A 14,193-nucleotide genomic window follows, 5' to 3' on the forward strand; every position below is an offset into this window, starting at 1 on the left:
AATTACATCCTGTTAATATTGTTATTGATTTTTTGCGTTAATCGTAGTCAATCATTTTTGAGTATTATATCAAAACTTCTTTTAAATCTATAAAGAGCTCGATATCACTATACTCTGCTCGTTTATATGAATAAAAAAAATTAAAATAGGATTACAGATGTTAAAAACTACAGTAACAGCAGTTGTTTTAGCGGGGGCTTTTATAGCTGCTCCATTACAGGCTAAAGAGGGCGTTAACCCTTGGCAGGATTGTGGTATCGGCGCAATGATATTCCCAGAGAATGGAACCGCAGCAGCAATTTCAAATATTATTTGGGATTTAGGTACTACAGCAGTATCTTCAAATATATCATCTGTAGGTAGCTGTGAAGGCGCAGGTGCAAAAACAGCTCTATTTATTCAACAAACATTCCCTGTACTTGAGCAAGAAATTGCTGAAGGTGAAGGTGAGTATGTTACTGCAATGTTAAATGTGCGTGGTTGTGACGCTAGTTCTCATGGTCAAATTGTAAATGCTATCCGTAGCGATTTTGCGACTAAACCTGCTCAAGACCCTCAAGCATTATATGCAATTGTTGAAAGCAAAGTGACAACACAGTTTGCAGCTACTTGCCCAGTTATTTAACTGTTAATAGAGTAGGTGTCAGCACCTACTCATACTTATGACTACAATCAAATGCTTACCAGCACTAGCACTGTTTGCTACGTTTTCATCTTATTCATCTAGCTCACTTTCCGAGCATCCAACCTGGTTGAAATTAGGGCATTATAAAAACGCATCAGCTCCTCAAAGTTATATTGAGAGTGATTCATTTTTTATCTCAAAAAATGGCAAAAATAACCCTTCATCCGAGTTAAAAGCAACGATTGATGCATTTAATAAAGACGCACAAATGCAATGCAAATATCCTGCTAGATATCAGTGGTTACTATCACAAGGGCTTGAATTCTCAGAGCCAAAGGTTGAATGCATCGAACTTATAGAGTGGAGAGATAAACAACCGATTCACTCTGTAAGTTTAGTCTTTGCTTCAGGGTATATGAGTAATCCGGCTTCGCTTTATGGTCATATGCTTTTAAAGCTAAATAGATCAACGCCAGAGCACAATAAGTTACTAGATTACAGCTTAAATTATGGCGCACTAGTTCCTGATAATGAAAACGGTTTGGTCTATATTACGAAAGGGTTATTTGGCGGTTACGAGGCCGGTTTTTCAGATCAACTATTTTACCGTCATCAACATAACTATGGTGAAATAGAGCTGAGAGATATATGGGAATATAAGCTTAACTTTAGCCAAGAAGACGTCCTCTTTTTAACTAATCATTTATGGGAAATTATGGGGGCTAAGTATTCTTACTATTTTGCGGATGAAAACTGTGCATTTCATATCGCAAGGGTTGTTGAATTAATTATAGGGGAGCAGTTAACGAATGAGCTTTCGCCTTGGGTTATTCCTGCGACTATTTTTTCTCGCTTAAATAGTGCTCAATATAATAACGAAAAGCTAGTAAAACAGATTGAGTTTACTCCTTCAAGAAGTAGTGTTTTTCATCAATATGAAAACAATCTTTCAGCGAAAGACTCCAAGCTGGCTTTAGCTATTTATCATTCGCAAAATATACTTTTTGAGCCGACATTTACAAATCTAGATGTGGTAACTAAAAAACGAATTATTGAAACTCTTTTTGAGTTTGTTCAGTTGCAACAAATAAAAAAATATGATGTTGAACACATTGAAAAGTTAAAAAAAGCTCTTATTAAAGCTCGTTTAGTCCTACCTCCAGGTAAAGAAACCTCTTTTATTAATTATGATAAACATGCACCGCATTCAGCTCAGAAACCCTCAAATATATCTATTTCTTCAACTGTGTATAAAAATGAACAAAGCCTAAATTTAGGTTTCAGATTGAGTTATTTTGATTCATTAGCTTCTGATATTGCCAGAGTTCCTTACTCTAATTTAGAGATGTTGGATGTTGAAGTTGCTTTATTTGATTCGCAGTTATATCTAGAAAAATTACATCTTTTAGATCTAGAATCATTTAACCCAGCCTATAGCCAGTGGCCAAATGAAGGCGGTTGGGCATGGCAGATAAATGTAGGTTATGAAAGAAATCGCAGCCAGTGCTTTAGTTGCTCAAGTACATTTGCCATGGCAGGAGTTGGAAAGTCATGGTTATTAAATGCTAATCAGTCGCTAGTGTACGGTATGATTAATGGTTATGCTGGTGAATTACAAAGCACCCAACAATGGCTGGATACTTCAATAGAGCTAGGATTTTTAACGACTGTAACTTCTAATTTAAAACTAAGAACATCAATTGAGAAGTTTTATCACCAACAGTTAAGCGGTATTGCAACTAACATCGAGCTATCAGTGCCTATCAATCAAGATTTCGATATACGATTTGGTTATAAACATGCAACAGAGTTTCAGTGGCAGCTGAAAATAAACTTTTACTGGGATTAATGAATGTTTTAATTATGGTTAATTATTGATTTATAGCCCTTTTTTCACTAAATATCGATACGGTACTGCATCCACTTCCTTTTCTAACAATGTGTGATCCATAAAGCGGCAGAAACTGGGGATATCACGGGTGGTGGATGGGTCGTCGGCAATAATTAATAAAGTTTCGCCATTTTCCATTTTACGTACCGCGCTTCTGATCATCATTACAGGCTCCGGACAGCGTAGGCCAATGGCATCTAATTGGTGATCGGGATTCTCAAAACTCATTGCATAACCTTTACTGTTTATTTAGCGCTTAACGATTAGTTTAAGGCTGCTAGTTTAACGACCTCAGCCTGATAAATAAAGTCACTTCACTTGTGCTTATAAAGCGACATAACTTAGCTGCAAAAAATTAATTATAAAAAAGCCGCGTCGATTTATAAATCGACGCGGCTTTTTATCACCAAGGTATTACTTAATACATTTTATTAATCTTGCACACGTTCAAATACCGTTGCGATGCCTTGGCCTAAACCAATACACATAGTGGCTAAACCATAGCGTGCATTTTTATCTTCCATCAAGTGGATTAACGAGGTGCTAATACGTGAACCAGAACAACCCAAAGGATGACCCAGAGCGATAGCGCCGCCGTTTAAATTCACTTTTTCATCAACTACATCAGCAAGACCTAGGTCTTTTAATACTGGTAGTGATTGTGCTGCGAATGCTTCGTTAAGCTCGGCAACATCGATATCATCAATAGTGATACCGGCTTGTGCTAATGCTTTTTTACTTGCTGGTACTGGGCCGTAACCCATGATTGATGGATCGCAACCTGCAACCGCCATGGCTTTAACACGTGCACGAATTGGTAAGCCTAGAGCTTTGGCTTTTTCTTCGCTCATTACTAACATAGCAGATGCGCCGTCAGAAAGAGCTGAAGACGTACCGGCAGTGACTGAGCCAGATGCAGGGTTAAATACTGGGCGAAGCTGTGATAAGCCTTCTACAGTTGTTTCTGGACGAATTACTTCGTCATCTTCAACTAAAATCAGTGAACCATCTGCGTCATGACCTTCCATTGCGAGGATTTCGCGGCGGAAACGTCCTTCAACCGTTGCTGCATGAGCTCGTTGATGTGAGCGGTATGCAAATTGGTCTTGCTGCTCACGGGTAATACCGTGAATAGTTGCAAGGTACTCTGCGGTTAAGCCCATTGAGCCAGATGCTTGTGCAATTGAAGTTGCTAAGCCTGGGTGAAAGTCGTTACCGTGGGTCATTGGCACATGACCCATGTGCTCAACACCACCAATGATGTAGGTATCACCAGCGCCAGTCATGATTGCGCGAGCAGCATCGTGTAATGCTTGCATTGATGATCCACATAAGCGGTTTACTGTTACCGCTGGCACTGTGTGAGGAATGCCGGCAAGTAATGCGGCATTACGAGCAACGTTAAAACCTTGCTCTAAAGTTTGTTGTACACAACCCCAATAGATATCGTCAATCGATGCTGGATCAACGGCTGGGTTGCGATCAAGTAAGCCCTTCATTAAGTGGGCGCTTAAATCTTCGGCACGCTTATGTTTAAATACACCGTTTTTTGAACGGCCCATTGGCGTGCGGATACAATCTACAATTACTGGAGTATTCATGGTCTTATCCTTCCACCTTATAGAAAATACGGCCTTCTTCAGCCCATTTGCGAGTTTGTTCAGATACTTGGTAAATCGCACCTAGATGAGCGTATTTGTCAGCTGTTGCAACAAAGTTAGCTAGTCCAGTTTGATCTAAGTAACGGAACGCGCCGCCTCTAAATGGAGGGAAACCAATACCATAAATAAGTGCCATATCAGCTTCTTGTGGAGAAGCAACAATGTTTTCTTGTAAACACAGTAGCACTTCGTTGATCATTGGTATCATACAACGGTCGATAATTTCTTGTTTATCAAACTCTTTCGGTGCATCAGTGATTGAACTAAGTAGCTCAACGGCTTGTGGATCTTGAGCTTTTTTCAAGCGACCGCGACGATCCGGAGCATACTGGTAGAAACCCGCTTTGTTCTTTTGACCAAAACGCTTTTCGTTAGCGAATATTGTTACCGGATCTTTTTCGGCACGTGACATGCGCTCAGGGAAACCATCTGCCATCACGCCAGTACAGTGGTAAGCCGTATCAATACCAACAACATCAAGTAAGTATGCAGGACCCATAGGCCAGCCAAATACGTTTTCCATTACTTTATCTACTTTGGCAAAATCAGCGCCTTCAATAACTAACTTACTAAAGCCGGCAAAGTATGGGAATAATACACGGTTTACAAAGAATCCTGGGCAATCGTTAACAACGATAGGTGATTTACCTAACTTTAAGGCGTAATCAACAACGGCGTTAATAGTTTGCTCTGAGGTTTTCTCACCGCGAATAATTTCTACTAGTGGCATTTTTGGCACTGGGTTAAAGAAGTGCATACCACAGAAATTTTCAGGTTTTTCAAGAGCCGTGGCTAATTCATCAATACGAATAGTTGATGTGTTAGACGTTAAGATAGTGCCTGCAGGCATGTCTTTTTCAAGACCTGCTAAAACGGCTTGTTTAACTTTAGGATTTTCAACAACTGCTTCAACAATGATATCAGCGCTTTGTAAATCGCTATCATTAAGAGTTGGTTTGATTTTACCTAACGTTGCTACCATTTTGTCCATCGCCATATGGCCGCGTTGAACTTTTTGACCTAATAGCTTAGATGCTTCACCCATACCTAAATCAAGCGCATCCTGTTGGATGTCTTTCATTATAATAGGTGTTCCTTTATAAGCTGACTGGTAAGCGATACCGCCACCCATAATGCCAGCACCAAGTACTGCAGCTTGTTTAATTACTACATCACTGGTTTTAGCTTGCTTGCGCGCTTTCCCCTTGATGTATTGATCTGCTAAGAAAATACCCGTTTGGGCTGCCGCTTCTGGGGTGCGTGCTAATTTAGCAAAGTTGGCATTTTCAATTGCCATTGCTTCGGCGCGTTCACAGTTTGCTGCTGCTTTAATAGTGCGAACTGCCATAATAGGAGCAGGATAGTGGCCTTTGGTTTTACCCATAACCATACCTTCAGCCATTGCAAAGCTCATACCTTGCTCAACACGGTTCAATTTAAGTGGTTGTAATTTTACTTGTCGCTTAGCTTGCCAATCTAGTTTTCCAGAGATTGCTAATTCAAGTGTTGAAATTCCTGACTCTATAAGTTTGTCAGTACTAACTACTGCGTCAACAGCACCTACTTTTAAAGCATCAGCTGCGCGGTTTTCGGCACCAGAGGTGATCCAAAGCATCGCATTATCAGCACCAACAATGCGTGGTAAGCGAACTGTGCCGCCAAATCCAGGCATGATGCCAAGTTTTACTTCTGGTAGGCCAATTTTAGCATCAGTGCTAGCAACACGATAATCGGTAGCGAGTACCCACTCACAACCACCACCAAGTGCTAAGCCATTTATAGCGCTTAAAGTTGGGAATGGTAAATCTTCTAGCGCGTCAAAAACATCAGTGGCATCTTTGATCCACGTTACTAATTCAGCTTCTGGTTTAGTAAAGGTAGGTAAAAATTCGAAAATATCGGCGCCAATAATAAAGTGTTCTTTATCACTGGTAAAAATCATGCCTTTGATATCACTGTTTGCGGCTAATTCTTTTAATGCAGAGGCGCAATCTTTCAAGGTTTGCTGAGACAAAGTGTTTACAGAACCTGCAACACAAAATTTGAACTCGGCGATATTATCCTTGATGAAAGCAACTTCAAAGGAATCGCTTTTATATAACATTATTATTCTCCCTAGTTAGTGAACTAAGACTGGTACGATGAGTTTGCATTTCAATCAGTGTGCTTGCTTTAAATTAAAAATGCAACGAAAAATTTACTGTGGTGTCTTACTACTGGTTAAAATATAGCTTGTTTGGTGCTAAGGTGTAGGCGAAGTGTTTGTCTTTTATTTACCTTTGAATATTTAAGGTCATCATGAAAAAACAATTTTTAAGTGTAACGGCAGCAGCATTATTATTTCCTTTATTTTCTGCCTACGCTAATACGGAGCATGACGCATTTTTAGATGCTGAAAAAAAAGTCAAATATGCTAGTTATCAAGAGTTTAAGGAAGTCGTTGCACAGCTAGACCATCCATTAAAGCCTTATGTAGAGCAACTCTATTGGCAGCGCCATCCTGATATTGAGCATCAATCTGAAATAGAGCGTTATTTAACTATTTATCAAAGTACGCCTTTAGAGTGGCCGGTGCGCAAAGCATGGCTGCAGAATTTACAAAAGCAAAACCGCAAAGCTGCTTTTATTAATAATTATCGCGAGACTACAAATAGTGAGCTGACTTGCACTTACCTGCAGTATCAGCTTGATTTAGGGGCGCCGGAACAAGCGATAATGAGTCAAGTAACAAATTTATGGACTGTCGGGAAATCACAGCCAGAAGAATGCGATTCACTATTTAATGTTTGGCGTAAAAAAGGTTATATGAGCCAAGAGCAAATATGGCAACGCATTACGTTATCGGCACAAGGTGGCTCGCAAAGCTTACTGCCATACTTAAAAACCTTATTACCGAAAAATGAGCAATACTTGGCTGACTTTTACCGAAAAGTTCGCAGTGATCCCAGTGCAGTAGCAGGAATGTACCGCTATAAGCATAAAACAGTTAAAGAAAGTGAAATTGCACACTATGGAATTAAACGCTTAATTTGGCGAGATAAAACCTTGGCGCTTAAGGCATGGGAAAAGTTAGACAAAATGTTTAACTATTCTGACGAGCAAAAGGCTGATGTTTATTATAGTTTTGCTTTATCGCTGGCATCAAGTGGCCACCCTGAGGCGCGTTTTTGGTTGAGTAAAGTGCCCAAAGATCGCCAAGATCGTAAATTAATGCAATGGCAGTTAGGCAATATGCTAAAAACCCAAGATTGGTCGGGCATTGTGGCGTTTTTTACAGGTAAAGAAAATCTTAGTCTGGGTCAGCAATATTGGTTAGCGTATAGTTTAGAACAACGAGGTGATACACAGCGTGCTAAAGCTATTTGGCAAATAGTCGCAAAAGAGCGTGATTATTATGGATTTTTGGCTGCTGCGCGGTTGGGTTTACCTATTGAGCTCAATAATCAACCATTGTTAGTGAGCGACAAATTAATGCATGAGGTGGCTAATGCCCCTGGTTTTAAACGTGCTAAAGCGATGTATGAACTTGAGCGGTTTACTTCTGCTCGTCGCGAATGGAATTATTTAACAAGCACTTCTAGCGATGAAGAAAAGCTCGCGGCTTCAAAACTCGCAGCAGAATTAGATTGGTACGACAGTACTATTTATACTTTAGCGCAAATTAAGGCATGGGATTATGTAGAGTTACGTTTCCCATTTGCTTTTCAAGATTTATTTGAACGTTATAGTAAACGTAATCATATAGATGTTACTTGGAGCATTGCTATTTCGCGCCGTGAAAGCTCTTTTGCACCTGATGCACGTTCTCATGCTAATGCGCGTGGCTTAATGCAGCTATTACCAAGTACAGCAAAGTATGTAAATAAAAGTACTGTTTCAGGAAACCGTTTAAGTCAACCTAAGACCAATATACGTTTAGGTACAGAGTATTTAGAATACTTAAAAAAGAAAAACCATGGCAACGAAATACTAGCTACAGCCTCGTATAACGCCGGTTACCATAGAATCAGAAAGTGGCTACCAGATGAAGCCATGCCTGCTGAATTATGGATTGAGCTTATCCCGTATCGTGAAACTCGGGAGTACGTAAAAAATGTATTTGCATATCGTCAGGTTTATCACACGCGTTTAGGGCGCGAAGGAAATATATTGGCACCAATATTGGATATGAAGATGGGTGGCTAAGGCACAAGTGCTTTAGCGCATCTGCATTGGGGTTAAACAGGGTCTATGTTAGACTTGAAATAAGTTAAATTTAACAGATGGGTTTTCTATGGATAAATTAGCCGTTTTATATGCCGAACATATTGCAACACTGCAGCAGCGTACTCGTACTATTATTGAACGTGAAGGATTAGAAGGTTTAGTGATCCATTCTGGACAAGCTAAACGTCAGTTTTTAGACGATATGTATTATCCGTTTAAAGTTAACCCGCATTTTAAAGCTTGGTTACCGGTCATCGATAATCCACATTGTTGGATTGTTGTAAATGGCAGTGATAAGCCAAAACTAATTTTTTATCGCCCAGTCGACTTTTGGCACAAAGTGCCAGATGAGCCACGAGATTTTTGGGCTGATTACTTTGATATCGAGCTATTATTACAGCCTGATCAAGTTGAAAAACTATTACCGTACGATAAAGCGAAGTACGCTTATATCGGAGAATACCTAGAAGTAGCCCAAGCGCTAGGCTTTAGCATTATGAATCCAGAGCCGGTGCTCAATTACTTTAATTACCACCGCGCTTATAAAACTCAATACGAACTTGAATGCTTACGCCAAGCTAACCGTATTGCGGTTGATGGCCATAAAGCGGCGCGTGATACCTTTTTTAACGGTGGCTCTGAATTTGATATTCAGCAAGCGTATTTAATGGCTACTCGCCAAAGCGAAAACGAAATGCCGTATGGCAATATTGTTGCGCTTAACGAAAATTGCGCTATTTTGCACTACACTCATTTTGAGCCTCAAGCCCCAAAGGCACATCATTCGTTCTTAATTGATGCTGGCGCTAACTTTCATGGTTATGCTGCAGATATAACTCGTACTTATGATTTTAAAAAGTCGGGCGAGTTTGCCGAATTAATTGCCGCAATGACACAACACCAAATTGCATTGGGTAAAGCATTGAAACCAGGCTTGTTATACGGTGAACTGCACTTAGATTGCCATCAACGTATTGCTCAGGTGCTTAGTGATTTTAATATTGTTAAGTTACCAGCTGCTGAGATCGTTGAGCGCGGTATTACGTCGACTTTCTTCCCGCATGGACTTGGTCATCATCTTGGTTTACAAGTACATGATATGGGTGGTTTTATGGCTGATGAAAAGGGTACACATCAAGCCCCACCTGAAGGTCATCCATTCTTGCGTTGCACGCGCTTGATTGAGAAAAACCAAGTATTCACGATTGAACCTGGTTTGTACTTTATCGATTCATTACTTGGCGATTTAGCGCAAACTGACAACAAACAGTTTATTAACTGGGAAAAGGTTGAAGCGTTTAAACCATTTGGTGGTATTCGTATCGAGGACAATATTATTGTTCACGAAGATAGCTTAGAAAATATGACCCGTGATTTATCGTTAGATTAATTATCAGGTGTTAAAAGTTGGGGCCATATGGCCCCATTTTTTGCTTCATTATTTGGGTTTATTAAAGAATGTCAGAATATAAGTACCCAGCAGCAACCGTTTTTCATCAAGAAGAAATAAAAAAAAGCACCTTTATTGTGCATATCGCTCATACGCCAGATTTAGCCTCGGCAAAAGCGTTTATCCGTGAGATTGAAAGTAAATACAGTGATGCTCGTCATAACTGTTGGGCGCATGTTGCAGGCAATCCAGGTGGTAGTCATGTTTATGGTTTCTCTGATGATGGTGAACCAAATGGTACGGCAGGAAAGCCTATGCTTAATGTGTTAATGGGCTCTGGGCTTGGAGAAATCACTGCTGTGGTTACTCGTTACTTTGGCGGTATAAAATTAGGCACTGGCGGATTAGTCAGAGCATATGGTGGCTCGCTAAATAATGCCTTGGCACATTTAACAACCACATTAAAAGTTCCTAGTGTTGAGCTGGTGGGCTGTAGTGATTACAGCACGCAAGGAGCGATAGAGCAGTTACTAAAAACGCAATATCAAGTACTTAACATAGAAAAGCAATTTACTGCTAATATTGAATGGGTTATCACTATAGATAGCCGCCAAGCCACACAAGCCATAAAAGATATTTATGATTTGAGTCATGGCGCGGTTGAGTTAAGTATTAAAGAGTAAGACAATAGCATTCACGCACTAATCATTACTTAATAAAAAAGCGATAGCTCAATGCAATTTCGTACCATCATAAAAATTCTCGGCCAATTGGTTGTACTGTTTAGTATCACTATGGTGCCGCCGGCAATTGTATCGCTCATTTATAAAGATGGTGGTGGTGTGCCATTTGTCCTCGCATTTATATTCAGTGTAATTATTGGCTTAATTGCTTACTACCCTAACCGCCATGAGCATGGGGATTTGAAAGCACGCGAAGGCTTTTTAATTGTGGTGCTATTTTGGTTAGTTCTAGGGGCATTCGCATCCTTACCGCTGATTTTTTTACAAGAACCTAATTTATCCTTAGCAGATGCGGTATTTGAAGCGTTCTCAGGTTTAACGACGACAGGAGCAACTGTACTCACGGGCATTGAGTATCTTCCTAAATCGGTATTATTTTATCGTCAGCAATTACAATGGTTTGGCGGTATGGGGATAATCGTACTTGCGGTTGCGATACTACCCATGCTTGGTGTGGGTGGTATGCAGTTGTATCGAGCTGAAATTCCGGGACCTGTAAAAGACTCCAAAATGACGCCACGTATTGCCGATACCGCAAAACATCTTTGGTATATTTATGTGTCGTTAACTACGGCGTGTACTTTGGCATATTGGGCTGCAGGAATGAATTGGTTTGATGCAATTTGTCATTCATTTTCTACAGTTGCAATAGGCGGATTCTCTACTTACGATGCTTCTATGGGACACTTCGACAGTCCATTAATCAACTTTATTTGCGTGATATTTCTAATCATCGCTGCCGTTAATTTCACCTTGCATTACGCGGCTGTTTCGAGTCGAAATCTCAGGGTGTATATCCGCGACCCTGAGTTTAAAGTGTTTTTGTTTATTCAACTAGCGCTGGTGATTGTGTGTTTTACGGTACTGTCGTCCAATAATATATATGCAAACGGTGACGAAACGCTCGATCAGGCATTATTTCAAGCGGTATCAATTAGTACTACTGCGGGTTTTGCCACCGATAATTTTTCAGCATGGCCGTTGTTCTTGCCTATTTTACTGATATTTTCGAGTTTTATTGGTGGTTGTGCGGGTTCCACTGGCGGCGGTATGAAAGTAGTTCGGGTGTTTTTACTTTATCTGCAAGGAATACGTGAGCTTAATCGATTAGTGCATCCTCGTGCTATTTACTCTATTAAACTTGGTCGTAAGGCATTACCAGATAAAGTAGTTGAAGCCGTATGGGGATTTTTCTCTGCTTATGCGTTGGTATTTGTCATTATTATGTTAGCGTTAATGGGCACCGGTATGGATAACATAACGGCGTTCTCAGCCACCGCAGCTTGCTTAAATAACCTCGGCCCTGGTTTGGGGGATGTTGCATCGCATTATGGCGCTATTAGTGATGGCGCTAAATGGCTATTAACCATTGCGATGGTGTTTGGGCGATTAGAGATATTCACCTTATTAGTGTTGTTTACACCGACCTTCTGGCGTGGTTAATTTGTATAAAAGCGATTACTTGTACAAGATGATTTATTTGTAGTTGGAAAGGAAATGGCAAAAACAAGACAACAATTAAACTTAGAAAACCTTGCCTATATTAGTGCTGGTAGCATTGTTGATGTCGAAATCTTAACACCCACAGCCAGCAAACGAGTTAAAACTGAATTTGTTGGTTTATTGCATGAGCGTTTTGTGATCTTAAATTACCCCTCAGCAAAGCGTTTAGGTAACGCGGGGGAATATTTAAAAGATGGTGTTGTGGTGATCGTCAGAGCGGTGCTTGAAAGCGGTGGTGGGCAAGTTATAGCATTTCGTCAGCAGGTTATGTCAGTGTCGTCGCACCCGGCACGGCTTATTTATTTAAACTTCCCAACTGAAGTGCAATTATTTAGTTTACGATCACAAACTCGTATTCCCACATTATTAGCTGCAAAAATAAAGTTTAATGACGAACGCGAGATGCAAGGAGTTATTAAAGATATCTCAGTAACTGGGGTGATGTTTGATGTAAAAAGCAAAGCTGATCTCAGTGAATTAAAGAATACTCAGTGTCATATTATGCTCGATAAAAATAATAAAGGTGTTACTGAGTTTAGCGGACAAATATGCAGTGTTAAAAGCCATGCCACTAGCGCGCAATTTGGTATTCAACTAACGGCAAGTGAAGACGAGATGAAAACTTTCATGAAAGACCACTTTATTGACCTTTCAGTGCTTGAGCCGCTGGTGTAAATTTGTGCATATTCGCTATTTTGCGACAAAATAGCGGATATACCGTAACCTACCTTAAAGAACTCTAAATTTATTTTTATTGTCATTAATTATCAGTAACATAGATTTTTTATTTATTTCAGTTGCTAGTTTTCAGCTGGTTAATTTCAGCGCCTGTCACTTTTCTTGCCTATAAAAATATAAATACGAACACTGTAAGTACTGATCTGTGTCTTTTCTATTAAACCTAATCAATTGATTTTTATAAACTATATTTTATAGGTGGTTTACGTGTTGCTAAAAAGCAACAAAAAACACCGTAAATAGCCAGTCAAAAGTAAAATTTATTTTTAACAATTTGATTTTAAAGGTTTTTTAAAATGTGGCACCGAAGTTGTAATAGTCTAGTTGTACAGAACGAAAATGTGATTAGCACATCGTTCGAAACCATAAACATTGAAGGAATATTTATTATGAACACATTAAATAAAACGTTGGCACTTATTGCTCTAGCATCTTCTTCAGCCGCATTTGCTGCAACAGACTTTGACACATTAGATGTTGATGGTAATGGCGCAATTAGCCAAAGTGAAGCTTCAGTTGATGCTGAGCTTATGAGCCAATTTGCAGAGCTTGATAGCGACGGTAACGGCGAACTTTCAAAAGCAGAGTTTTCAAAAGCTTAATGTCGCTTTTTGACAGGGAAAAATGAAAAGGACTTCGTAACACACTATTCATCATCTCAGGTGAAAGGAGATAACCAATGAACATACTAAATAAAGCGATAGTACTTATTGCATTAACCTCTTCATCAGCAGCATTTGCCTTTGAGGCGTTAGACTTCGATACCCTTGATGTTGATGAAAATGGTGTGATCAGTCAAGTTGAAGCCGCAGAAGATGCTGAGCTTTTAAATAGATTTGCAGAGCGTGATACTGACCAAAACGGTGAGTTATCAAAAGAAGAGTTTTCAAAAGCTTAATAATTTAATACTGAGTTTATCCTGAGTTGCCAAAGACAACCTAAGTGGGCAAGGAACCCATGATAAAGGATAACAAGGAAGACTTTACTCGCATTGAAAACCAGTATTGAGACAAATTTTTTGATAGTACATTGAAGGAATATTAATTATGAACACATTAAATAAAACATTAGCACTTATCGCACTGGCATCTTCATCAGCGGCGTTTGCTGCTACCGATTTTGATACGCTAGATGTTGATGGGAATGGAGCTCTGAGCCAGCAAGAAGCATCAATGGGTGGTATTACATCTACAACATTTGCAGAGCTTGATACTGACCAAAACGGTGAGTTATCAAAAGAAGAGTTTTCAAAAGCTTAATAACCTAATACTGAGTTTATCCTGAGTTGCCAAAGACAACCTAAGTGGGCAGGGAACCCATGATAAAGGATAACAAGGAAGACTTTACTCGCATTGAAAACCAGTATTGAGACAAATTTTTTGATAGTACATTGAAGGAATATTAATTATGAACACATTAAATAAAACATTAGCACT

General features: G+C 39.6%; 13 protein-coding genes. 10 read left to right on the forward strand and 3 right to left on the reverse strand.

Annotated features, from left to right (window positions below):
* Positions 1-157: 157 nt before the first annotated feature.
* Both H5186_RS17990 and H5186_RS17995 read left to right on the forward strand, forming a co-directional pair.
* Entirely contained in the window at positions 158-625 is a 468-nt protein-coding gene (locus tag H5186_RS17990) for a DUF3015 family protein (protein ID WP_149983174.1), read from the forward strand.
* Between the two features lie 127 nt (positions 626-752).
* The gene (locus tag H5186_RS17995) at positions 753-2,474 is read left to right on the forward strand and encodes a DUF4105 domain-containing protein (protein ID WP_259398812.1); all 1,722 of its coding nucleotides are present in this window, start codon (positions 753-755) and stop codon (positions 2,472-2,474) included.
* A gap of 30 nt (positions 2,475-2,504) precedes the next feature.
* On the opposite strand, the gene tusA is transcribed toward H5186_RS17995, so the two are convergent.
* From tusA to fadB, 3 genes are all read right to left on the reverse strand, one after another.
* Positions 2,505-2,744 carry a sulfurtransferase TusA gene (gene tusA / locus H5186_RS18000; protein WP_182718508.1) on the reverse strand — a complete coding sequence of 80 codons (240 nt, stop codon included), beginning with the start codon at positions 2,742-2,744 and terminating at the stop codon, positions 2,505-2,507.
* A gap of 203 nt (positions 2,745-2,947) precedes the next feature.
* Positions 2,948-4,117 carry an acetyl-CoA C-acyltransferase FadA gene (fadA, locus tag H5186_RS18005; protein WP_149983177.1) on the reverse strand — a complete coding sequence of 390 codons (1,170 nt, stop codon included), beginning with the start codon at positions 4,115-4,117 and terminating at the stop codon, positions 2,948-2,950.
* 4 nt (positions 4,118-4,121) lie between these two features.
* A complete protein-coding gene (gene fadB, locus H5186_RS18010; RefSeq protein WP_182761697.1) occupies positions 4,122-6,281 on the reverse strand; it encodes a fatty acid oxidation complex subunit alpha FadB in 2,160 nt (719 codons plus the stop codon).
* Between the two features lie 194 nt (positions 6,282-6,475).
* On the opposite strand from fadB, the gene H5186_RS18015 reads away from it, so the two are divergent.
* The 8 genes from H5186_RS18015 to H5186_RS18050 all read left to right on the forward strand — a co-directional run bounded on the left by H5186_RS18015 (position 6,476) and on the right by H5186_RS18050 (position 14,016).
* Entirely contained in the window at positions 6,476-8,362 is a 1,887-nt protein-coding gene (locus tag H5186_RS18015; RefSeq protein WP_182740623.1) for a transglycosylase SLT domain-containing protein, read from the forward strand.
* A gap of 88 nt (positions 8,363-8,450) precedes the next feature.
* The gene (gene pepQ, locus H5186_RS18020; protein WP_182740624.1) at positions 8,451-9,773 is read left to right on the forward strand and encodes a Xaa-Pro dipeptidase; all 1,323 of its coding nucleotides are present in this window, start codon (positions 8,451-8,453) and stop codon (positions 9,771-9,773) included.
* 68 nt (positions 9,774-9,841) lie between these two features.
* Positions 9,842-10,456 (forward strand): YigZ family protein, encoded by a 615-nt coding sequence (locus tag H5186_RS18025; protein ID WP_182740625.1) that lies wholly within the window; start codon positions 9,842-9,844, stop codon positions 10,454-10,456.
* A 51-nt stretch (positions 10,457-10,507) separates the two neighbouring features.
* The gene (locus H5186_RS18030) at positions 10,508-11,959 is read left to right on the forward strand and encodes a TrkH family potassium uptake protein (protein WP_182718503.1); all 1,452 of its coding nucleotides are present in this window, start codon (positions 10,508-10,510) and stop codon (positions 11,957-11,959) included.
* A gap of 54 nt (positions 11,960-12,013) precedes the next feature.
* A complete protein-coding gene (locus H5186_RS18035) occupies positions 12,014-12,694 on the forward strand; it encodes a flagellar brake protein (protein WP_182740626.1) in 681 nt (226 codons plus the stop codon).
* A gap of 452 nt (positions 12,695-13,146) precedes the next feature.
* Entirely contained in the window at positions 13,147-13,359 is a 213-nt protein-coding gene (locus tag H5186_RS18040) for a calmodulin (protein ID WP_182718501.1), read from the forward strand.
* A gap of 77 nt (positions 13,360-13,436) precedes the next feature.
* Positions 13,437-13,655, forward strand: a complete 219-nt coding sequence (locus H5186_RS18045) for a calmodulin (protein WP_145241750.1) — start codon at positions 13,437-13,439, stop codon at positions 13,653-13,655.
* Between the two features lie 148 nt (positions 13,656-13,803).
* Positions 13,804-14,016, forward strand: a complete 213-nt coding sequence (locus tag H5186_RS18050) for a calmodulin (protein WP_145241752.1) — start codon at positions 13,804-13,806, stop codon at positions 14,014-14,016.
* Positions 14,017-14,193 lie beyond the last annotated feature (177 nt).

Source organism: Pseudoalteromonas sp. SG41-2 (assembly GCF_014164535.1).
Lineage (GTDB): Bacteria > Pseudomonadota > Gammaproteobacteria > Enterobacterales > Alteromonadaceae > Pseudoalteromonas > Pseudoalteromonas rhizosphaerae.